Source organism: Echinicola rosea, from assembly GCF_005281475.1.
In the GTDB taxonomy this organism is placed as follows: domain Bacteria; phylum Bacteroidota; class Bacteroidia; order Cytophagales; family Cyclobacteriaceae; genus Echinicola; species Echinicola rosea.
In genome coordinates, this window is the sequence record NZ_CP040106.1 from 2,012,501 (window position 1) to 2,035,957 (window position 23,457).

General features: G+C 43.5%; 15 protein-coding genes and 2 rRNA genes (1 of these 17 running past the window's edge). 9 read left to right on the top strand and 8 right to left on the bottom strand.

The annotated features are described in order from the left end of the window. The 7 genes from FDP09_RS08190 to FDP09_RS08220 form a co-directional block, all read left to right on the top strand. Positions 1-142, top strand: a 23S ribosomal RNA gene (locus FDP09_RS08190) (it extends 2,741 nt beyond the left edge of the window). A gap of 94 nt (positions 143-236) precedes the next feature. Next, a 5S ribosomal RNA gene (gene rrf / locus FDP09_RS08195) occupies positions 237-348 on the top strand. Positions 349-586: 238 nt separating this feature from the next. Beyond that, positions 587-1,669, top strand: a complete 1,083-nt coding sequence (locus FDP09_RS08200; RefSeq protein ID WP_137402204.1) for an IS110 family RNA-guided transposase — start codon at positions 587-589, stop codon at positions 1,667-1,669. 888 nt (positions 1,670-2,557) lie between these two features. Then, positions 2,558-2,869 carry a hypothetical protein gene (locus tag FDP09_RS08205; RefSeq protein WP_137402205.1) on the top strand — a complete coding sequence of 104 codons (312 nt, stop codon included), beginning with the start codon at positions 2,558-2,560 and terminating at the stop codon, positions 2,867-2,869. Between the two features lie 417 nt (positions 2,870-3,286). Next, positions 3,287-3,646, top strand: coding sequence for a hypothetical protein (locus FDP09_RS08210; protein ID WP_229683525.1), 360 nt, complete (start codon positions 3,287-3,289; stop codon positions 3,644-3,646). 572 nt (positions 3,647-4,218) lie between these two features. After that, positions 4,219-6,123 carry an ABC-F family ATP-binding cassette domain-containing protein gene (locus FDP09_RS08215; RefSeq protein ID WP_137402206.1) on the top strand — a complete coding sequence of 635 codons (1,905 nt, stop codon included), beginning with the start codon at positions 4,219-4,221 and terminating at the stop codon, positions 6,121-6,123. A 1-nt stretch (position 6,124) separates the two neighbouring features. Next, on the top strand, positions 6,125-7,150 hold the full coding sequence (locus FDP09_RS08220; RefSeq protein ID WP_229683526.1) for a flavin-containing monooxygenase: 1,026 nt from the start codon (positions 6,125-6,127) through the stop codon (positions 7,148-7,150). A 46-nt stretch (positions 7,151-7,196) separates the two neighbouring features. Here FDP09_RS08220 and FDP09_RS08225 read toward each other — a convergent pair whose 3' ends face one another. The 8 genes from FDP09_RS08225 to FDP09_RS08260 all read right to left on the bottom strand — a co-directional run bounded on the left by FDP09_RS08225 (position 7,197) and on the right by FDP09_RS08260 (position 16,673). Further along, positions 7,197-8,060, bottom strand: coding sequence for a nucleoside phosphorylase (locus FDP09_RS08225; protein ID WP_137402208.1), 864 nt, complete (start codon positions 8,058-8,060; stop codon positions 7,197-7,199). A 10-nt stretch (positions 8,061-8,070) separates the two neighbouring features. After that, positions 8,071-9,036, bottom strand: coding sequence for an oxygen-dependent tRNA uridine(34) hydroxylase TrhO (gene trhO / locus FDP09_RS08230; RefSeq protein ID WP_137402209.1), 966 nt, complete (start codon positions 9,034-9,036; stop codon positions 8,071-8,073). Positions 9,037-9,161: 125 nt separating this feature from the next. Continuing rightward, complete coding sequence (locus tag FDP09_RS08235) at positions 9,162-9,800, bottom strand: acetyltransferase (RefSeq protein WP_137402210.1); 639 nt, start codon at positions 9,798-9,800, stop codon at positions 9,162-9,164. Positions 9,801-9,855: 55 nt separating this feature from the next. Next, positions 9,856-11,148 carry a DUF2851 family protein gene (locus tag FDP09_RS08240; RefSeq protein WP_137404967.1) on the bottom strand — a complete coding sequence of 431 codons (1,293 nt, stop codon included), beginning with the start codon at positions 11,146-11,148 and terminating at the stop codon, positions 9,856-9,858. A gap of 165 nt (positions 11,149-11,313) precedes the next feature. Beyond that, the gene (pyrF, locus tag FDP09_RS08245) at positions 11,314-12,129 is read right to left on the bottom strand and encodes an orotidine-5'-phosphate decarboxylase (protein WP_137402211.1); all 816 of its coding nucleotides are present in this window, start codon (positions 12,127-12,129) and stop codon (positions 11,314-11,316) included. Positions 12,130-12,404: 275 nt separating this feature from the next. Next, a complete protein-coding gene (locus FDP09_RS08250) occupies positions 12,405-13,058 on the bottom strand; it encodes a LolA family protein (protein WP_137402212.1) in 654 nt (217 codons plus the stop codon). A 30-nt stretch (positions 13,059-13,088) separates the two neighbouring features. Then, positions 13,089-15,569 carry an FtsK/SpoIIIE family DNA translocase gene (locus FDP09_RS08255; protein ID WP_137402213.1) on the bottom strand — a complete coding sequence of 827 codons (2,481 nt, stop codon included), beginning with the start codon at positions 15,567-15,569 and terminating at the stop codon, positions 13,089-13,091. A gap of 63 nt (positions 15,570-15,632) precedes the next feature. Further along, on the bottom strand, positions 15,633-16,673 hold the full coding sequence (locus FDP09_RS08260; protein ID WP_137404968.1) for a quinone-dependent dihydroorotate dehydrogenase: 1,041 nt from the start codon (positions 16,671-16,673) through the stop codon (positions 15,633-15,635). Positions 16,674-16,977: 304 nt separating this feature from the next. Between FDP09_RS08260 and FDP09_RS08265 the strand changes: the two genes are divergently transcribed. Both FDP09_RS08265 and FDP09_RS08270 read left to right on the top strand, forming a co-directional pair. Next, complete coding sequence (locus FDP09_RS08265) at positions 16,978-19,356, top strand: glycoside hydrolase family 95 protein (RefSeq protein WP_137402214.1); 2,379 nt, start codon at positions 16,978-16,980, stop codon at positions 19,354-19,356. 906 nt (positions 19,357-20,262) lie between these two features. Next, positions 20,263-23,457: a SusC/RagA family TonB-linked outer membrane protein gene (locus FDP09_RS08270; RefSeq protein WP_137402215.1), complete on the top strand. Its 3,195-nt coding sequence runs from the start codon at positions 20,263-20,265 to the stop codon at positions 23,455-23,457.

Genomic DNA, 23,457 nt, shown 5'->3' on the forward strand with positions numbered 1-23,457 from the left:
GCTGAAAGCATCTAAGTGCGAAACCCACCTCGAGATGAGGTTTCCGTACAGGGTTGTCATAGACGATGACGTTGATAGGCTGCAGGTGTAAAGCCGGAGACGGCATAGCCGAGCAGTACTAATAGCCCGAAAGCTTGCCTGTTCGGAGTTGTATTATCTTTGGTAATGTCGAAAGACCAAAAAGGAAATAAAGATATTGTTCCGTCGCCCGAGAAATGTCGATGGGACGGAGAGCTTAGGGTGGTATGGCACGGGGGATCCACCTCTTCCCATCCCGAACAGAGAAGTTAAGCCCTGTCGCGCCGATGGTACTGGGGTTACACCCGGGAGAGTAGGTCGCCGCCCGCTTTTATACAGGCCCACCGCACAAGCGGTGGGCCTTTTCATTTTTATATGCCCCTGGCAGGACCGGGGGATCCGGCATGGGGGATTTTGATCAAGCGGAAGAGTTGGGGCTGCCGGTTTTCTTACCGGAAAAACCACCGTTTAAAAAATGCCACAAAGGTATTATGTTTGAAAAGTGCATAAGCCAAAATTCTTAACTTAACAAGAGTATTAAATCATGTAAACGTTAAGAACCAAGCTTATGCAAAGGAAAGATAGTCAAAAGATATTTGAGGGGCAATCTGTTTATGTAGGTATTGACTACCACAAGAAAAGCTGGAAGGTCAGCATCTATGGCGAGCAATACGAACACAAGACGATGAGCCGTGCCCCGGATGCGGAGCAACTGCTGCGGTATCTTGAAAAGAACTTCCCGGGAGCTGCCTATCACGCCGTTTATGAGGCGGGGTTCAGTGGTTTTGGGTCCTGCCGGCGATTACGGGACCTAGGTGTAAACTGCATGGTGATAAATCCGGCAGATGTTCCCACCAGCCAGAAAGAGAAGTTGCAGAAGACCGATAAGGCCGACAGCAGAAAACTGGCGCGGTCCCTGAGAAGCGGCGCGTTGTCGGGCATCCACATACCGGACAGGCAATTGGAAGCTGACCGGGGGTTAGTCCGTCAGAGGTTCCGGATAGTAAAAGATATTGCGAGAAACAAGAACAGGGTCAAGTCGTTGTTGTTTCAATTTGGAATAAGCATGGCTGAACGTTTTACAACAGCACAAACAAGGTATTGGTCCAGGCCCTACACAGATTGGCTGTTAAGCCTCTCCGGTGCAGATCCGATGGTAGGTCCACTCATTGACAACTATGTGCGAATTGTCAATAACCTAAGAAAGGAGCTGTTGGGCATCAACAGGCAAGTCCGTGAGCTTTCCCGGACATCCCGCTATAAGGACAGTTATAATCTTTTGGTAACCGTTCCGGGAATAGGCTTAATGTCGGCGATGGCCTTTCTGACCCAGCTGGGAGATTTTACAAGGTTTAAGCGACTTGATGAACTCTGTAATTATGTGGGATTGGTGCCAAGAATGTATGGGTCTGGCGATAAAATGGTTGTGGGCAAACTGATCAACAGAGGAAGAAAGGAGCTGAAGATCATGCTGATCGAAGCCTCCTGGGTAGCCATAAGGCAGGATCCGGCATTAATGGCCAAGTTCAATGAACTTATCAAAACAATGCCAAAGAACAAGGCCATCATAAGGATTGCCAGGAAACTGCTGAACAGGATCAGGTATGTGATCGTCCACCGGAAAGAATATGTGACCGGAGTAGTATCATAATAAGGAAAAATATACCTTGAAAATCAGGATGGGGGAAGAAATGAAATTTTGGGATTGCAGCACCCTGAACAGGGAGGACCGCTACACAAAGGTTGCATCCCCCTCCTCTTTGAAATGAAAATACGATGCGGCGAGATACAGACCGCTGATAGAAGATTGATTAAAGAGGTAAGTTTGACGGTATAAAAAAGCCGGGCCGTGAAGATCAGGTTTCACCGGTGGGGTTTTCTTAGGCATACCGCTTCTGAATTATACTGAAAACTGCGGACAGGGATTCCCAAGCCCGCAGTTAAAATGAATATAATTCATCGGAAGGACCTATCCCTGGCAAGTTGCCCCCCGGCAGAGCTTGATTCCGTTTCGGCCCAACACTTTCAAGTTAGTCGATTGTTTTGACAAACTATGGGAGAAAACTGTAAAAAAACACCCTATATGAAAGGATTTTGGCTGATTCTCTTGTTTTTCAACATAGAAGGCTCCAAGTGCATGCTGGACCTGCGGTTAACCCGCATTTAATGCGGTTTAGTTTAGTGTGTATTTGGAAAAATGTGTTCTGTCTTTTTTCCTTGGGCAGTTATCTTTCTTGCCAAATTCCAGGCTGGTTTTTCATCTCTCTACCGTTGTTGCCTTTTTGCTTCAGGTCAAAAAAGTAACCCGAAAAATCCGCCGCTACGCCACGGCGCACAGGTGTGCAGCTATTGGCCTAAAATTAAAACCTTCCCCCAATGCAGGCAAACTCCTCCTGTCTAAAGCCAAGTAAACTTTTCTAGCTGCCAACATTCTTTTTGGTCAGCCTTTTGTCAAACAAGCCTGCCTTTTTGCCCGCCCGCTTTTTAATTTCTTAACGTCCAATACCTGCAAGGCGAATTCAGTTAATAAGTCCCAAAAATGTATCGCTTCCTTTTGACGGCCCTTGGTATGCCTGTTTTCCAGCCGATGGTGGAAGCCGTTAAGAAAGGGAGTTGGCTCGCGTCGTGGAAGAGCGAGATCCACTCGCTTTTAGGCCGTAGCCATCGGCTGGAAATTAAAATGGGTGACGGATCCACGTCGCAGGGGAAATCCATGTTTCATTTTAAAGGGCAGACCACCGGCCTAGATGTCCTGCCTGCCGGAAGGCATGGTTTCTTTCTTTTTTCATCAATAGCCTGCTCCGAAAGCCTTCGGGGGAAAAAGGAAAAGGATTTAAAAGACTGCACTTGAAAGCTAGCCCCCAGAGGGGTGACATGTTCATGGTCATGGGTGAAGCCCATGGTAAATTGCCCATCCAACGTTTACGGTTCTAGCCGTATTTCCCTTCCTTTTCCCATGAATTCCCGCTAAAACCCATTCATGCGGTTGGAGGAAGCCCATCGTTTTAACGGTATGAAATTTTCCTGAATGAGGCCAAGTCAACATTCGTTTCCCTGGAAATATGGCTTGAATCCTTAAAAACCCTTAATAAGGGTGGCGGGGTTTTATGGGGGATAGTAGGGACCGCGCGGCTATATCTTTATAAACTGTCGCATTTGCTGGCTAATAGCAAGTGCAACATCCAAATTTTTACTTGGTTTATGATTTCTGTTTACTATATGATTTCGTTCAATATTTCCCCTTAATCTACTAAAAGTCAGTTGTGGTTTGTATATTGAAAATATTATTTTTAACGAAACAGATGGAACTATGGCCACTAAAAACACATCTTTTGAGGAAGTAGAAAAATTGCTTCAAGAAATTGGACATAAAATTGAGGAGCTGATCACCAAAGGTGCTGAAATGAGTGGTGATGCTAAAGTGGAAGTAGAGAAAAAGGTGGAAGAACTTAAAAAGGACAGATCTTCCATTGAGAAAGAATTTCAAAAAAGAAAAAAAGAATTTGAAGAAAAGTACCATTCAAAAAGGGCATCTGTTAGCCCAATGCTTGAGAAATCAAAGGAACATTTTTTAGCTGGACTCAAAGAACTTACTGGTGCATTTAAAACGCTTATCAGTAATAGATGATTTGATCCAGACGGTTTAAGATCCGTTTTAACTTTTTTAAAATTAAATTGTAATGGCTTACATAATATTGGTTCTATATGATTTGCTGTGGGTAACTTTTATTTTGTTTGCAAAATTATAGCGTGACTATCACTTTGTTACCTTGTTACTTTTTGGCCTGAAGCAAAAAAGTAACCAAAAAAACCCGCTGCGGTGAGCGATTTCGGCTAAAATCAAAGCCAGCACTCGCGCAGGCAAACTCCTCCATTTGAGCAGCAAACCAACTTTTTGTGCTGATTCACGTCAGACAAGCCTGCGCCTTTTCCAGCCCACTTCTTTGATTTCTTAACGTCAAATACCTTAAGGCAGAACAGAAAATTCCCCATTGGAAAAGATTATGAATCAACGGTAAAATAACCGGCATTTTATCTTCACCCACTACAATCCATATAGAGCCATAATATTTTATAGAGCCATTAATTTTGATATATTTTTTGTGGTTATAATGTGCATTGTTAAGATGAAGACTTCTTCCATGCCCCATATTAGAGCTTTAAGTGATTTTATGTTCCAGTTTTTCCTTATTTTTGGACATGAATTACCTATCTGTAGAGAATCTCTCCAAGAGTTTTGGAGATAAGTCGCTTTTCCATCACATTTCGTTTGGTATAGATCAAGGGCAAAAGATAGCCTTGGTAGGCATCAATGGGGCTGGTAAATCCACCTTGATGAAGATAATTATGGGCTTAGAAATCCCTGATGAGGGAAATTTGGCCATAAACCAGAGCATTAAAGTGGCTTATGTACATCAAAATCCCGTATTTGAAGCCAACCTTTCTATTTACCAAACCTTGTTTTCTGATTCATCCAGTGAGCCATTGAAGGTCATAGACCAATATCAGAAAGCAATGCTGGCAGCCCAGTCGGGCAAAGACAATGCTGACGAGCTCAATAGTATTATGGAAAAGATGGACAGGCTTCAAGCCTGGGACTATGAATATCAAATAAAAGAAGTATTGGGTAAACTGGGGCTTCATGATACTGATCTTCCTGTAGGGAATCTTTCTGGCGGACAACGAAAGCGTGTAGCCCTTGCCAAGGCCATCCTGGAAAAACCGGATTTACTGTTATTGGATGAGCCCACCAACCATTTGGATCTAAAAACGATTGAATGGCTTGAAGATTACCTTTCTAAAGCTAACTTGTCTCTATTTATGGTGACGCACGACCGTTATTTTTTAGAAAAGGTTACCAATGAAATTTTGGAGCTGGATGCCGGGAAAATCTTTAAATACACGGGGAACTATAGCTATTTTTTGGACAAGAAGGCGGAAAGAAGGGAAATCGAAGCGACCGAACAAGAGAAAGCCAAGAGTCTTTATAAAAAGGAACTTGAATGGATGAGAAGACAGCCTAAAGCAAGAGGTACAAAAGCGAAATACAGAATAGATGCTTTTGAAACCACCAAGGAAAAGGCTTTTCAACGAAAAGAAGAACGTGAGGTGGCACTTCAGGTATCCGCAAAAAGGCTTGGCGGGAAGATTGTTGAACTCGAAAAGCTTTTTAAAAGCTATGGAGATAAAAAAATAGTGAACGATTTTTCTTATACCTTTAAAAAAGGTGATAAGATAGGGATAGTGGGCCCTAATGGAGCCGGAAAAACTACTTTCCTGAATATGCTTACAGGGGCGTTAGAGCCAGATAGTGGGGCTATTGTTATTGGCCAAACAACTGCTTTCGGGTATTATAGGCAGGAGGAGCATTCATTTGATGAAAACAAACGGCTGATTGATTTGGTAAAAGAAGTGGCAGAAGTCGTCACATTGTCCAATGGTAGCACCATTACGGCTTCCCAGTTTCTTAATCAATTTGGCTTTCCTCCTAAGCAACAACATACTCCAATATCCAAACTTTCTGGAGGCGAAAAGAGAAGGTTACAGCTATTGATGGTCTTGATTAAAACGCCCAATTTTTTGATTCTTGATGAGCCAACCAATGATTTGGATATTGTCACTCTAAATACTTTGGAAGAATTTTTGGAAAACTTTCCGGGTTGCATGATTATTGTTTCACATGATCGGTATTTTATGGACCGTTTGGTGGATCATATCTTTGTGTTTCAGGGTGATGGCAGAATTAAGGATTTTCCTGGTAATTATAGTGATCTAAGAGAGTGGGAAAAGGAAGAGGAAGCAAAGATTGTAGCAGAGAAAGTTCCTGCTAAGGAGCAGGGAAAAATTCAGGAAAAGGCTTCTGCGCCAGAGAAAAAGAGCAGTAAGGCCTCTTTCAAGCAAAAGCAGGAGTTCAAAGAAGTACAGCAAAATATCAATCGCCTTGAGGAAGAGAAAGAAGGCCTTCTTCATAAAATCAATTTAGGTACAGAGGACCATGAATTGCTTTTGGAATGGTCTACCGCCATACAGGGGATTGATGAGCAACTAGAAGAACTTGAATTCAGGTGGCTCGAGCTGAGCGAGCTGAATGATATTATGGATTAGAATGAAAGAAATAGAGTACGTAATCATTGGTGCTGGGCAGTGTGGTTTGTCAGCCGGAAGACATTTGCAAAAAGCAAATAAGGAATTCATCATTTTGGACCAACACCTTGAAGTAGGGGATTCTTGGCGAAATCGGTATGAATCCCTTAAGCTGTTTACTCCTGCTGCGTACTGTCAATTACCTGATTTAAAGATGGCTTTGCCGCCTAACGTGCGGCCTACAAAAAATCAACTTGCGGATTACTTTTCTCGTTACGCTAGCCATTTTGACCTTCCTGTTCATACCAATAATAGGGTTACGGAAATTTCCAGGCAAGCAGAGACATTTCTCGTTAAGACTACTTTCGAGCAAATTAGGGCAAAAAAAGTCATTATTGCCAATGGAATGTGCCAAAAGTCCTTTATCCCTGAATGGGCTGATAAGCTGAACATTCCTTATATCCACAGTAGTCAATACCGTACGCCGATCTCTGTAAAAGGGAAAAAGGTATTGGTAGTGGGAGGAGGAAACTCTGCCGCTCAGATCATTGGCGACCTTACCAACTATTTTGACATTCACTGGTCAACACTTCGCAAACCAAAAATGCGATCTTTAATTGTTTTTGGTAAAAACATCCTTTGGTGGGGCGATAAATTTAATAGATTGGAAAAGCCTCTTAAAGAAAAAAGAATTAAAAGGCAAGAACCCGTTTACCTGTTTGATGACCTCAAAAAGAAAATCAAAAAAGCTAAAAAACAGCCGGAGGTGATTGGAGCAGGAAGTAATCAGGTTACTTTCTCCAATCAAACAACAGAGCAGTTTGAATTTGTACTTTTTGCCACAGGATTTATTCCTGATTACAGCTTTATAAACATTGAGGGATTTGAAAATGACATGGATGTACTAAGAAAGCAGCATGGCGTTTCGAAAATTCCAGGACTTTACTTTCTGGGCATCCCCTTTCAGCGTAGTAGGAGTTCACATCTTATTTATGGAGGCCAACGGGATGCCGAGTTTATCGTAAGACATGCTAGTAATTCCGATTAACAATATGTAGTCTGCAAGGATTTTTTTCAGAAAGAAAGTGCCAACGCTAAATATTTTCCAACGTATGGTGGATCAGCCGTTCCACTACTTCGCTTGGATCATCCACAAATTCCTGCGTAATACGGTTGGCTACGATGGCATTGAGGCTGAGAACCTCATGTCCGAGCATTTTTCCCATAGCATAATACCCGGCTGTTTCCATCTCAAAATTGGTGAGTTGGACGCCTTCCACATCAATAGCTGCCAGCCGCTCGATAATGTCTGGGATGGCAGGCTTGAGCCGAACTTCTCTTCCCTGCGGGCCGAAAAATCCTGGGCAAGTAGCGGTATTTCCCAGTATCGTATCGTTTGTACATAACCTTTCAAGTAGTGGTTTAGAACCTTCAAAACAATAAGGACGGAATCCTAATCCCAGTGATTGCTGAACAGCATTCCCAATGGCCAGTTCTTTTTGGCTAAAGTCAGCAGCATAATATTGCATTAGGGTATCCAAGCCCACTGCAAAGTTAGAAGCAACCAATGCTCCTGCAGGGATCTCTTTACGCATGCTTCCTGATGTGCCTACGCGGACAATCTTGAGAGCCGTATGCTTGGGCTTGATCTTACGTGTGTGTAGGTCAATATTGACCAACGCATCTAATTCCGTCATAAAAATTTCAATATTATCCGTGCCCATTCCGGTACTCATCACAGAGAGTCTTTTCCCCTTGTACGTACCCGTGTGGGTGACAAACTCTCGCTTGGCTACTTTAACCTCTATGTGATCAAAGTACTGCGAAATTTTGGCCACGCGCTCAGGATCACCTACTGTAATAACACTTGAAGCCAGAAATTCTGGCTTCAAGTTTAAATGATAGATGCTTCCATCAGGATTAATAATAAGTTCAGATGCTGGAATTACCTTTGTCATTGATGGTAAATTATGTTTTTTCCTTTTCTGGTTTCCTGTGTAATCCTTTATAAGGATTGTAGCCGTTGGTGTTTTTTTGATAATACCCGGTGCCGTCATATGGACGCTTTTCTGGATGCTCCTTACATTCATCAGAGCAAGCTCCCTCATATTTCCACCCACATTCTTCACAAATTGGTACATGGATGTTACATTCCGGATTGGCACAATTGACCATTCGGTCAGATGGGGTTCCGCAACAATGGCACTTGGAAATAACTTTAGGGTTTACTTTGTTGACATCTACGGCCACCCTGTTGTCAAAAACATAGCACTTTCCTTCAAAATCCGCTCCATCTGCCTCCATGCCATATTTAATGATCCCTCCGTGCAATTGGTACACGTCTTCAAATCCCTGCTCCAGCAGGTACGCAGATGCCTTTTCACACTTGATTCCTCCAGTACAATAGGTGAGTACCTTTTTGTTTTTTAAGTGCTCCAGCTCTTTTATTTTGTCTGGGAAATCCCTAAAATTATCGATGTCGAGTCTCACCGCATTTTTAAAGTGGCCAAGCTCATGTTCGTAATTTGATCTGACATCCAATATGACCACGTCTTCCTGATCTTTCAAAGCCCTAAATTCAGCAGGTTCTAGGTGTTTTCCTGTCCGTAAGTTGGGATTGATATGTCGAAGACGGGAATGGACGATCTCTGGTTTTACCCTAACGTGAATCTTAGCAAATGCATGCTTGTCAAAATGATCTACTTTGAATTCCGTTTTAGCAAATCGTGGATCCGATTTTACATATTCCATGTATCGGCCACAATCTTCCTTCAAGCCTGAGACAGTACCGTTCAGGCCTTCGGGTGAGATGATGATTCGTCCACGGATATTGTTCTCAACGCAGAATAAGTGGTGTTCTTCTCTGTATGCCTCAGGATCCTTGATCTCAGCATAGCAGTAATAAAGTAAAACGCTGTAATCTGAATTTTCCATAACTAAAGCCCTGTTTCCGGCAGGGTGTTTTGGTAAAAGGTTAAGTTAATAAGTTACTAATTTTTTTGGTTACTTGTCGCAAGCTTCCTATTAGGAAACCAATTTATATTGTGGACGCTTCAATACTATTTGTTCATGGCTACGGCAGGATTACCGAATACGGTGGCCTCTTCTTCCACGTCTGCAATCACGACAGATCCTGCACCTACACGTGCATTTGCCCCGATCTTCACACCAGAAACTACTGTTACGCCTGAACCTATGAAGGCTCCCTTTTTGATGGTTACGCCTGAGTTGATGACTGCACCGGCACCGACTTGGACAAAATCATCGAGTTTGGCTCCATGGTCTATGATTGCTCCTGTGTGAAATATTCCATGGCTGCCTACCTCCGCACCAGTACCGATATGTACACGGGCATTGATAAAATTACCGTGGCCAATGATCGCATCAGAGGAAATATTGGCAGTTTTATGAATAGCATTGATCGGCTGGGTTTTCCTTCTCTCGTTGAGCAATTTTACCAGAAACTGTCTGTATTCATTGTCATCAACGGCTACAAAAGCTTCCGATTTTTTACCGATAAGCTTCAGGTAACCATCATCTTCTGGATTTCCCAATACAGGCACCACATTGATCTCCGTGCCGTGGAGACTTTCATCCTCATCCAAAAAGCCATACACTGTCACTTCATTACTATTGAATATTTCTAAAGCTGGCTGTGCAATGCCTTTTGCGCCTAATATTATTACTGGTTTTTCCATAGTCTCCATCGTTTAGTCCGCAAAATTACGCTAAATTCCGGTTGGAACCAAAATATCATTTTGCCGGTCTCAAGAGGTTTTGTCCAATTTTACAATCCAGGCATTTTTTAGGGTAACAATAGGAGTGGTGGATGCCGATCATCCCTTGTGTATCAAAAGCGTTTTCAGGCGACCAATCTTCCTTTTCAAAGGCTGCAATTATCCGGTTATCTTCTGCGGGGATTTCTTGCAGAAAATCAAAACACCGTTCCCGCCAACCTTCGTCATCCGTAAACTTTCCAAAGGCGTACCAGAGGGGAACAATGAAGTTTATGCCCAAATGATTTAAGGTACGTTTGGTCAATAGCCTGTTTTGAGGTTTTCCACTTGGTTTGCTCAATTGGTTATGGTGTTCCCAATAGGCGTTGGGTTTTGCCCTGAAAAGCCCCTCCAGGTCAGAGATGGTACGCACCTGATTGGTCAGTAATGAAAATAAATTGGGGCTTTTGGAGAGTATTGCGACCAACTGGCTGATTCTGACAGGTGGGTAATTGCCCGGTCTTACCCTCATAAACTTCCATTCTGCTGGGTAGATGGCTTCCTTTAACTGGTATTTTTTTCGATAAAACTCATATTCTTTTTTCATGAAAAGGGTATAGTCATCTGGTTTGTCTTGGTAGCAGAAACCTGCTTGCCCCATCAGAAGTGCTTCCTGCACAAGGGGTTGATTGGCATGTTTTTTTACTAACCGGTAGGGCATTTCCCTGGCCAGTTTCAGCATCGGTAAACTGTTTACTTTAAAACCAAAACAATGGAACAGCCATCTGTAAGCCACTTCTTCCCAATCTCCCGAGGTTGACTTAACTTCTTCATGGATCAAATGTGATTTTTGCTGGAGTCGCTCTATTAATGCCCGTTCGAGCATAGAAAATTTGATGATAGGCTTTACCTCATCCAAAAAATCGCTACAAAGCAGCTGTTTACGCGTATTGATCAATCGTCGATAGTTTCTTAGCACATCCAGGAATATTTTCCCTTTGAGTGCCAAAGTTGGTATGGTGGTTCCATCCTTTCGACGCACTTCTGTATCATGCACCCAAACGACGTGCAGGATGACTGAATCATAATTTTTATCTGATTCATGTCCGTGGACATTCCAATCGGAAGACCGGATATGGACTTCAATATTACCAAAAAAGTCCATTTGGTCGATGACAATGTGTGCTTCTGAAAAGTCTGGGCCTTCGTGGGAATTTTGAAAACCAATTTTCTTGATTTCCAGTACCGAATCAGTGACGGTGGTCAGCCCTTGTTTGTCGAAATACTGGTACTTCCAGACCGCATGAATAAAATCTTCCTTAAAGTGCATATCCAAACAAAAAATCAAAATTCCCTGTTGATCAATGGGAGAATTTAGGATAAAATCGATGAATCAAAAAAATATCCTCCTGAAGAGCGGTAAAGTAGGTGATTTACATCTATTCTTGGTAATAGTCAATTGGAAGAAAGAAGGGAAATCTCCTTATATCGACCTTCAGCAGTACCGCTCCAAGAGCTTGGCCATTTCCTTCTGAAGTTTTTCGGCCTCTAACCTTGCTTGATCTCCAAAATCCTTGCCTTCAGAGGCGTAGATGATTCCACGAGAGGAATTGACCAAAAGACCGCAGGTGGTGTTCATGCCGTATTTGGCCACTTCTTCAAGACTTCCTCCCTGAGCCCCCACGCCAGGAACCAAAAAGAAATGTTCTGGGGCATATTTTCGCACTTCTGCAATCCGCTCTCCGCGAGTAGCTCCTACCACATACATGAGGTTATCATCAGTTCCCCACTGTTGGCTTTTTTCCAGTACTTGTTGAAATAGCGGTTTTCTTCCACTTGTTTCCAGCACCTGAAAATCCTTGCTTCCCTCATTGGAGGTCAACGCCAAAAGGATCACCCACTTCCCTTCAAATTCCAAAAAAGGCCCTACGCTGTCCTTACCCATGTAAGGCGCCACCGTAATAGAATCAAAATCCATCTGTTCAAAAAATGCCTTGGCATACAACATAGACGTATTGCCAATATCGCCTCTTTTGGCATCAGCAATGGTAAAGATGTCCTTTGGAATGTATTCCAGGGTCTTTTGAAGGCTTTCCCAACCTTTTGGCCCTAGGGCTTCATAAAAAGCAATGTTGGGTTTGTAGGCCACTGCAAAATCAGCAGTTTTGTCGATGATCTCTTTGTTGAATGCAAAGATCGGATCATCTTCTTTTAAGAGGTGCTGGGGAATCCTTCCCAAGTCAGTATCCAAGCCAACGCATAGAAATGATGCTTTTTTCTGAATATTGCCAAATAGGGTTTTCTTATCCATTTTTTTCGAAGGTTTCCGCAAAAATATAAAATAACCCGCCAATCTGAAACTCCCTGTTCCTAATTGAGTGATTTTTGAACTGAGCGGCAAAGTTGAGGGGAAGCAGATAGTACAGGTTGCGTATAAACCATGGGGTTTTCCAGGAAAGGATTGGTCGGGTTGGGCGTAGTCTCCTTGACACTAGATTCAGGTCTCCTATGCGCAAAATAAGATATAAGAAAAAAGCCAGCACGTAAATGCTGGCTCATAGAATTATTTGGTTTAATGAAAATGGGCTAACGTAAGTCAATGACTTCCACGCCGGGATGTTTGTTTGGGTCAAATGTGAAAAAGGATAATCCTAAATTGACATCAGTATCCACCTCGTTAAACTCGTACTTGAATGTTCCCCCGTCACTATCCGATACTTCCCATGCGAGCAAATCTTTATTGGCCTTATCCACAAATAGAATGATCTTTTGAAATTGTGCCTTGGAATTTTCGGCAGTCAGCAAGATTTTTTGGGCTTTCTTGCCATTTTGAATTTTCTCGCCTTTTAATTCGTAATCATAGCCTTTTTTGTACAGGTTGTAGATACTGGATGGGGTGAGCTCGTCCGTGTCTTTACTGACGGTATTGACGGTGACTTCCTGATAATTATTGGATTTAATAAAAGTCCAGACCGTTTTGCCATCATTATAAACCTCTTGGTCCGGCAGAACTAACTTGTATCGGTTGCCATTGACGGCCACTTCACCAGTGCTGCGCTGACTGGCTCCATCCAGGTCATTGTAATAATAATATTCAAAGGTGGCTTTTAGCCCGTCTAGAGACTGATATCGCTCACTCATCTGATCCAGCAACGCCTTAGCATCAGGATCTTTTTGTGCCCATAAATTGGTCTGTAAACAGCCTATAAGCAGACCGAGTAGTATAATCTTTTTCAACATAATTGTAATCCAGTTAATAAGCTCTCGCTTTTAGAGGCTACTCAATAACTGTTCCAAACTAACCTCGTCTTGAATTAATACTTCCCTGGCTTTGCTTCCCTCAAAAGCGCCTACTACACCTGCAGCTTCCAATTGGTCGATAATCCTTCCTGCACGGTTATATCCAAGTTTTAACTTTCTCTGTATCAATGATGTACTTCCTTGTTGATGCATTACGATCAGTCTGGCGGCATCTTCAAAAAGCGGATCACGATCGGCCAGGTCCACTTCTCCGACGCTGCTGTCACCATCCTCTCCTTCAAATTCAGGTAAAAGATAGGCATCACTGTATCCTCGTTGTTCTCCTATCCATTCACAGACCCTTTCCACTTCGGGAGTGTCTAGGAAAGCACATTGAAGACGGATGACATCGGAGCCTTGAGAAAGCAGCATATCCCCCATACCAATGAGCTGTTCGGCACCACCTGCATCCAAAATTGTCCTACTGTCCACTTTGGATGTCACTCTAAATGATAGCCTGGCAGGGAAGTTTGCTTTGATAATACCGGTAATTACGTTTACAGAAGGACGCTGGGTGGCCACTACCAAGTGAATTCCGATCGCTCTTGCCAGCTGGGCCAGCCGGGCAATCGGCCCTTCAATTTCTTTACCGGCGGTCATCATCAAGTCGGCCAGTTCGTCAATCACCAGTACAATGTATGGCATGAATTTGTGCCCCTTTTCGGGATTGAGTTTACGCGCCACAAATTTGGCATTGTACTCTTTTAGGTTTCGGCAGCCCGCATCTTTCAGGAGGTCATACCTGTTGTCCATTTCGGTACACAGTGAGTTTAGGGTATAGATGACCTTTTTGGTATCGGTGATGATCGCATCATCTGCATTGGGCAGCTTGGCAAGGAAATGGCGTTCGATTTTATTGAATAAAGTCAATTCCACCTTCTTGGGATCTACCAATACAAATTTCAATTGTGATGGATGTTTCTTGTAAACCAATGACGCTAAGATCACATTCAGGCCGACTGATTTACCTTGTCCCGTAGCGCCCGCCATAAGCAGGTGGGGCATTTTGGCCAGATCGAAAACAAATACTTCGTTGCTAATGGTTTTGCCCAGAGCAACAGGAAGGTCTTTGTCACTCTTCATGAATTTTTCCGTACCGAGTACAGATCCTGCGGCTACCAATTCCCTGTTTTTGTTGGGAACCTCTATGCCGATGGTGCCTTTGCCAGGAATGGGAGCAATGATCCTAATTCCCAAGGCAGCCAAGCTAAGGGCGATGTCGTCTTCCAAGTTTTTGATCTTGGAAATTTTCACCCCGGGATCTGGGACAATCTCATAGAGCGTCACTGTGGGGCCAATGGTCGCCTTGATTTCCTGGATGCCGATTTTGAAGTTGACCAGGGTCTCGACGATCTTGTTCTTATTTTCCTCCAGCTCTTGCCGGGTCACGGTTACTTTTTGCTGGTCGTATTCATTAAGCAGGTCAATGCTCGGATATTGGTAACTCGGAAGGTCGAGAGTGGGATCGTAGGGATCGAGGTTTTCTACTTCACTGACTTTCTTCTCCTCTTGCGCACTCGTCTCTACGGTGAACTTCTTGTCGTCAGCGGCTTTTTCTTCTTCTAGATCATCAGCGGTTTCCAACTCGTCGATATTGAAGGCAGGTTCTGAAGCAGGTGCTTTTTTCTTCTCTGCTTGGTTGGACTTGATGGTCCAACTTTGTTCGTCTTCTTCCTCTTCTTTCACCTCTTCCTCTATCATTAACTCCTCTTCTTCGACCATTTCTTCTTCGATTGGATCCTTTTTGCCCTTGGCCTCTTTTGCCAGAGGTGCAGCGGGCTCAGGATCCGATATTGGAGTATCGGATTTTAGATCGGACTGTAGCCAGTCAATATGCGTGATGTTAAAAAAGAAAACGACAAAGATCAGTAATGACCCAAAAATCAAAATGAAAGTTCCCCAGCCCAAGAATTCATCAGCTAGTACGGCCATTTCATAGCCAAAGCCCCCACTTAGGAATTGCAAGTAGCTAAAGCCTTTCAGAATGTGTACCACATAACCGAGCAAAAGCCCCAGCCAAAACACAAAGAACAGCCCAAAAACGCTGTATTGCGTCATGGGGATCAGGGATTTTTTGAAGGCCCATTTGAAGCCAAGCAAAAATAAAAAAGGGGGCAATAAAAAGGCTGCCAATCCAAACCACCTAAATATCAACCAATGGGACACATAGGCTCCAGCATATCCCAGCCAGTTTCTCGCTTCGGCGGCATTTTGTCGCAAAGTGACCGCTGGATCCCCTCCTGTGACCACACTCTGGTCAGCGGGGCCCGTGAATAAATATCCCAAAAAAGCAAAAAACAAAAATAGCCCGATCATCATAAACAATATCCCGAATGACAGCCCTATTTTCTTGTCTTTTAGTGCTCCTAAGGAAAAGTTAAACGTGCTTTTCTTCTTTTTGGCTTTTTCTTTTTTTCTAAATGTATTTGATTTATAAGTGTTTGAAGCCATAATTCTTCAATATGTCCTTGGTATAAAAGGTAAGTTAATTGTAATCGACTAATAATTAAAGCATCATTTGCTGTAATGCTCTTTTAGGCCCTTTTTGATGGCTTTCATCAATCCTGGGCCCTCGTAAATCATTCCAGAATAAACCTGTACCAATGAAGCTCCAGCTTCAAGCTTTTCGATCGCATCCTGAGCGCTGAAAATCCCTCCCACGCCGATAATAGGAAAAGTGCCTCCGGATTTTTCAGATAGGTAACGAATGACTTCTGTGCTTCTTTTACCAAGGACTTTTCCACTGACCCCTCCTGCACCCAAAGCGTCCACCTTGCTGGCATCTGTCCTTAGCCCAGACCGGTCTATGGTCGTGTTGGTCGCTATCACGCCATCGATTCCTGTTTCTTTGACGATTTCGATGATGTCATCTAGCTGTCCGTCCGTTAGGTCTGGGGCAATCTTAAGCAAAATAGGCTTGGGATGGTCCTTTTCGTCATTGCGCACCTTTACCAAGGAAAGCAATTGTTTGAGCGGTTCTTTTTCCTGCAGATCACGGAGATTGGGTGTGTTGGGTGAGCTGACATTCACCACAAAGTAGTCCACATAGGCATGTAAAGTATCCAGGCAATACAAATAATCAGATGCCGCGTTTTCGTTGGGGGTGACCTTGTTTTTTCCAATATTGCCACCGATCAGAACCTTGGAAGTCCGCTTTTTCAATCTTTTTACAGCCTCGTCCACACCGCCGTTGTTAAAGCCCATGCGATTGACCAGCGCCTCATCTTCAGGAAGTCTAAAAAGCCTCGGAAGTGGATTCCCATCTTGAGGTTTTGGGGTCAGTGTGCCTATTTCGATGAAGCCAAATCCTAACATAGCCATCTCATCGATCAATTTGGCATCTTTGTCAAATCCAGCTGCCAATCCCACTGGGTTTCTAAACTTCAGGCCAAAAACCTCCCGCTCCAGTGAAGGGTGTTCGTACCCATACATACTGTTGATGACACTTTTTACCAAAGGCAAATTGAACGTGTTTTTAGTCAGTGAAAAGGTAAAGTGGTGGGCTTCCTCTGCACTTTTCTTGAATAAAAATGGCTTTAAAAGGGATTTGTACACAGACATTGTCGATTGATTTATCCGCTAAATTAATTGAATTAGACGAAACCTTCATGATGGAATAATTAATATATAAAAATCAATGGTGAATCATCCGTACTATTTATGTGCCTAAAGCCTGAAAGGCAAGCTCCTGATGGTAGTAGGACTTTTTTGATGGTTTTTTTAATAATAGCAAAAATTGTATCATGATTGGGAAAGGCTATGGGGAATACAGGTTAAGCCAGAAGCACTATTTTTATTTATATTTACAATCCTTTCTCCATTTTATCTGATTGTTATGGTCTATAGAAAAACGATTGTTATGCATAAATTTATCATTGTTCTGGCGCTTTTTACGGGAGGTATTTTATTTTCCTGTTCTCCTGATAGTTCAGATGAGCATCAAGATACCCTTTCCACTGTGCTTTGGTATGAGCAGCCCGCAGCTGCATGGGAAGAAGCTTTGCCGGTGGGAAACGGACGGTTAGGCGCCATGGTCTTTGGGCAGACCAATACCGAAAGAATCCAGCTAAACGAGGACTCCATGTGGCCAGGGGCAGCCGATTGGGGAGATAGCAAAGGTACGCCAGATGACTTGGCTGAGCTTAGAAACCTGGTAAAAACGGGAAAGATCCACCAAGCGGACAAAAGCATCATCGATATGTTTTCCTATAAAGGAATCGTACGCTCCCATCAGACGATGGGAGATCTTTACATTGACTTTGATGGGGAAAGGGAGATTAGAAACTATACACGAAAGCTAAGCTTGGATGATGCCTTGGCCACGGTGAGCTATCAGTCGGGTGGAGCGCAATTCACCGAAGAGGTTTTTGCCTCTGCCGTAGATGACGTGCTGGCCATTCGCCTCGCTACGACGGATGCGGAGGGGATGGATTTTGACCTTCGCTTAGATCGTCCAAAAGATAATGGTCACTCCACTGTACAGGTAAATGCCCTTTCAGATAATGAATTGGTCATGGATGGAGAATTGACCCAATACGAAGCGGTCAAAGGAGATCAGCCGACACCTTTGGATTATGGGGTTAAATTCCAGACTAAGCTTAAAGTCATGCTAGTCGGGGGCAGCACCTCGGCTGAAAATGGAACGTTGCGTCTGGAAGGCGTCAAGGAAGCTACGATCTATTTGGTCTGTAACACGTCTTATTATCACGAAGATTATGCTTCAATAAACGATGAGGTTCTCGATGCGTTGGAATCCAAAGGGTTCAAGGAGGTGCTTTCTGCCCATAAAAAAGACTTTAATGAGTTTTATTCAAGGGTTCAGCTGGACCTAGGAGGGCATGAACTCGATAGCTTAGCTACCGATAAGCGCTTGAAAAGGGTTCAGGAAGGGGGCAAAGACGCAGGATTAGCGGCCACTTTATTCCAATATGGTCGATACTTGCTCATTTCTTCTTCTCGTCCCGGTACCAATCCGGCAAATTTACAGGGTATTTGGAACAAGGACATCAAAGCCCCTTGGAATGCAGATTACCACCTTAACATTAACCTTCAGATGAACTATTGGCCGGCAGGCCCTACCCATCTTTCAGAGATGCACCTTCCGTTATTTGATTATGTGGATCAATTGATAGAGAGGGGTAAGGTCACCGCGAAGGAGCAGTACGGTATCCAGCGAGGAAGTGTGGTGCACCATGCCTCAGACCTGTGGGCGGCACCTTGGATGCGTGCAAACAGGGCCTATTGGGGTGCGTGGATCCACGGAGGAGGCTGGATATCCAGGCACTATTGGGAGCATTTCCAGTTTACTGGCGATACGACTTTTCTTAAGGAGAGAGGGTATCCAGCATTGAAAGAGTTCGCCTCTTTCTATATGGATTGGATCCAGAAAGACGAACAGACAGGATTATACATTTCTTATCCTGAAACGTCACCGGAAAATTCCTATTTGGCTCCTGATGGCAAGCCTGCAGCGGTTTCATACGGATCCGCTATGGGACACCAGATCATCAGTGATGTGTTTCAGAATACCCTCGCTGCTGCAAAGGTGCTCTCCGTCAAAAATGACTTTACCGAGGAACTCGAAGAAAAAATGGGCATGTTGTATCCCGGAGTGGCCATTGGTCCGGACGGTAGAATATTGGAATGGAACGAACCCTATGAGGAACCAGAGAAAGGCCACCGACACATGTCACACCTTTATGCCCTTCACCCAGGGGATGACATTACGGAAAGCATTCCTGAAGCATTTGCAGGAGCGCAAAAGACGATCGATTACCGCCTGCAGCATGGCGGGGCAGGTACTGGCTGGAGCCGTGCTTGGATGATTAATTTTAATGCGCGATTATTGGATAAAAAATCAGCTGAAGAGAACCTGTACAAGCTTCTTGAGGTTTCCACCGGTAAGAACCTGTTCAATGAGCACCCTCCTTTTCAAATAGATGGCAACTTTGGCTATACTGCCGGGGTAGCGGAACTATTGCTGCAATCCCACGAAAGCTTCCTCCGTATTCTTCCCGCCCTGCCGGCAAGTTGGCAAAATGGCTCTGTAAAAGGCTTAGTGGCCAGGGGAAACATTGAAGTGGACATCATCTGGGAAGCCGGGCAGTTATTAAAGCTTGGGCTAAAGAGCGCGACCAACCAAACCAAGCCTATTCTGTATAATGATAAGAAACTGGCCCTAACCCTATCGGCGAATGAATGGATTTGGTTGGATAAGGATTTGAATTTGGTGAAATAGATTCGATGCTGTATTATAGTGTGAAATAAGAGGTTGCCTCATCCATTTTGCGTTTCCAGATGAGGGTAGAGGCAGCCTTATTTTTTGTTCGGGTTAATTCTGAACTTTGAAGAAGTAGATTTTATTATTTTACGGGCTGCGCTTTGGCTAGAAGGAATAGGCTAGAGGTAATGCATGCATCTCCGAGAATAAGCCAAAAAATATGTGATTTACCAAGGGGGATGTTACTGCGTTGAAGTAATGGGCCTAATTGTAATTTTTAATAGCTGAATGGTTGATCCCTTTTCAATATTCTGTAAGGTCAGGGCTATAAGCTGGCTGTTTCTACAGGTAAATAGTTATGTTTTAAAAATATTTTCTTCGAAATCTTTTTAGTTTTGATTAGGGAGTGTTTTTGAAAATTCCATGTTTAAATGATGTGTTTTAACTGATTTTACGTTTATAGTGACTAAATATACATTGTTTTTTAGTTTTGTTTGGTTTTAAATGTAGTTTCGAAAGTTTTCCTGTTTTTATATAGTTGTGTATAGTGAAATGTTTTGAAAATAAATATTGTTTTTAGTTCATATTTTTGGTGATTAATACTATATTTAATTTCGATTAAACTTATGAATCGAAATTATTCAAAAGTAATTTCATTTTAAGGAAATGAAAAGTATAAAAATAGAGCGTGTTGCCGTCGAAATAAAATAAGGTGACATGTTTCAGCTGTCGGTACTTTGCCCAAAGGCAGTGTGGTCTTGTAAACCTTCTTCAAATAGCCTTGTAAAAATTATAAGAAGGAAGTAGGCCAACAGGCTAATGCCTCCACCTCTAGAATGGGGTAAGGTTTAAAGAATATCCAGTTTCACCCCTGGATATTTTATAAGAAAATACTTCAATCATAACAACTAAACACTAAACATTATGATGAAAAATGTACTCGTTTTTCTATGTACTTTTTGTTTGTATGGCATCGTTGCTGGGCAAACAGTCCCGGTGACTGGAACAGTCACCGATGCTGATTCGGGAGAGCCTATTCCCGCGGCAAATATTTTAATAAAAGGAACCGCTAAAGGGATGGTTTCAGATGTGGATGGATCCTATCGGATTTCCGTTGAAGCAGGTCAGGTCTTGGTGTTTTCCTTTATAGGATATGATTCCCGGGAAGTCGTAGTAGGAGATCAAGAGGAGGTTAATGTTGCCTTAAAATCGAGCGCGTCCGACCTTGATGAATTCGTGGTCGTTGGGTATCAGTCGGTAGTCAAAAGGGATGTGACAGGAGCTGTGAACAATATTCAAAGTGAACAGTTAGAAGCCATTCCTGTTACGAATGTAGCGACCTTGATCGGTACCCAAAGCACCGGTATTCAAAGTGTCAATATAAGTGGTGCTGCGGGTGCCAGGGGTGCTTTGGTCATTAGGGGAAATACGGCAGTATCCAGTGGTCTTGATGGAGGAGAGCGGTTTACGGCATTTAGTAGCCCGCTCTACGTAGTCGATGGTGTCCAGACCTCTCTAGAGGACTTGGCAGGTTATGGGGTTTCCAACACGGATTATTTGGCTTCACTGAATCCAAATGACATTGAAAGCATTGATATATTGAAAGATGCTTCAGCATCTGCCATTTATGGATCAAGAGGGGCGAATGGTGTGATCATTATCAAGACCAAGCGTGGACAAGCTTTGGATAAGCCTCAGTTTGATTTCTCCACAAGTATAGGGTTTCAGCCAATTCCTAATTTGGTGCCCATGCTGGTCGGGGCTGCAGAAAGAAGAGAAAAAATGGGTATGCTTGAAAAATGGTGGGATCATGAGTTCTTGCTTTCTAATCAGGTACCCATTATGCTGACGGACAGTCTCAATCCTGCATTTAATAACAATGTGGATTACCAAGGGCTGTTTTATCAAAAAGGCGTCTCACAGCGGTACAACCTGAGCATGAGAGGAGGCAGCGAGGAGACCAATTACCGTTTGTCATTTGGGTACAATGATGACAAAGGTGTAGTGAAGGCCACAGGCTTTACGCGATACACGCTTAACGCCCATGTAAATACTAAGGTGGGAAAGAAATTCACGAACCAATTTCTGGTAAACACTTCCTTTACGGAAAACAAAACCGGCCAGGGAAACCCGGGCGGTGGATCGTTTAACTTGGACAACAGTCTCCCTACAAGTCCCAATAGCCTGAACTCATCGTTGTTTTATTTGACGGAGGCGAAGCGAAAGTCCCTGGAGGGAGAGCTGGATGAAAAGCTCAATACCGACGAACAGCTGAAAGTCACCTTCTCCAACTTTGCGCAATTGAAGATCATCGAAGGTTTGAAGCTTAATTCCCAGCTTACCTTTCAGTACGACCTGAACAAGAAGAACTTTTATGAGCCTTCTTCCATCAGGCCAAACGGCGATGGATTTGCAGCCTATTCCCTGTACACTAGGAAGAATCATGCGTCCGACCTCTATTTGGATTATTTTAAGACCTTGGGAGATCATGAGGTCATTGCTATAGTAGGTAACCGGGTGGATTATAACAAGTATGAAGACATGAGGATGTCAGCAGTAGGTTTCGGCAGTGATGCCATTCAGGTAATCAACAACAGGTATGAGAAAGACAATATCGATGGCTATACGGACATCAGTGAGAATGCCCTTCTTTCTTATTATGCCCGATTAAGTTATAAATACAAAGACAAGTACCTATTGAGTGCAAACTTCAGTACAGATGGTTCTTCTCGATTTGGTAAGGACGTCCGTTGGGCCAAATTCGGTTCCTTGTCCGCCGGTTGGGTGATTTCGGACGAGCCATTTCTGAAGGAGCTGGCCGGACATTGGTTGGATTTTGCAAAACTTCGGGCCAGCTGGGGCAGAAACGGTAAGCAATTTAGCCAAAATTACCTTCGATTCGGGGCTTATAGCTTGGGATATGGTGGTACGCCATCTGCTGGCTACAACACTAACCAAATGAATGTCTCTTCTTACGGTGGAGTAACCGGTATTATACCAAACTATGGCTCAATTGGCAATGACAAACTGTCCTGGGAAGAATCAGAACAGTGGAACATTGGGTTTGATATCGCCATGCTGGATCAGCGGCTAAACCTTACATTTGATGCGTATCATAAGGATACGGACCAGCTGTTCTTTGATATTGATTTTCCATCCTATTCTGGGTATAACACAGCCAAGGCTAACGTGGCCGGAGTGCTGAACTACGGTTGGGAAGGCCAGATTCGATATGATATTTTCCCCAGAGCCAGCCACTGGAAACTTCAGCTTACTGCTGGTTTTGCCAAAAACGAGAATTATGTCAGCAAATTGCCAAATGGCAACAGGGATTACCTAATCGGATCCTATGGCTATATCGTTGGGCGCCCGCTAAACCTTTACAACATCTTCCTCAATGACTATATCATTGACAACTTGGAGCAATTGCCAGTCAATCCATACACGGGAGAACCCCTCACTGGAAAATCAGCATGGGCTGCTATCCGTCCTGGGCTTCCGATTTGGAAAGATATTAATGGAGATTATTTGTTGGACGAAGCAGGTGATCAGATCATGGCCTTGGAATACTCTCCTGTTCCTGACATACAGGGCAATTTCAATATTGACCTCCGCTATAAGGGCTGGTACCTGCAGGCCTACAGTCAGTTCTCTTTTGGCGCGGATATTATGAACACGGTATTGAACAGCTATATGGATAGGTATGACAGAGGTGGTACAGACTGGGCCACATTTGGGCTTGCAGATCTTAGCGAGCATACATTCTGGGAAAAGCCGGGTGATGGGGCTGCAGGTGTGCGCTTTCCTGCTTTGTTCCCTGCTGGTGGAGGCGAACCACCCTTTTATGCTTTCAGGGGAAATCAGTCTTTATGGATAGAAAGTGGAGATTACTGGAAGATCACCAATGCTTCTGTAGGCCACATGTTCAATAAGGATTCCTTCATTAAAAACTTAGGCCTGAGCCGACTAAGGGTTTATATCTCAGTGTTGAATCCTTACCAATGGCAAAAATCCAAGAACGTCGTAGATGCCTCAATGGTAGATGCCCGAGGATATGTATTGGGTAATGGCTACCCTCAAGCGCAAACTTATTTCTTTGGTCTAGATGCAAGATTCTAA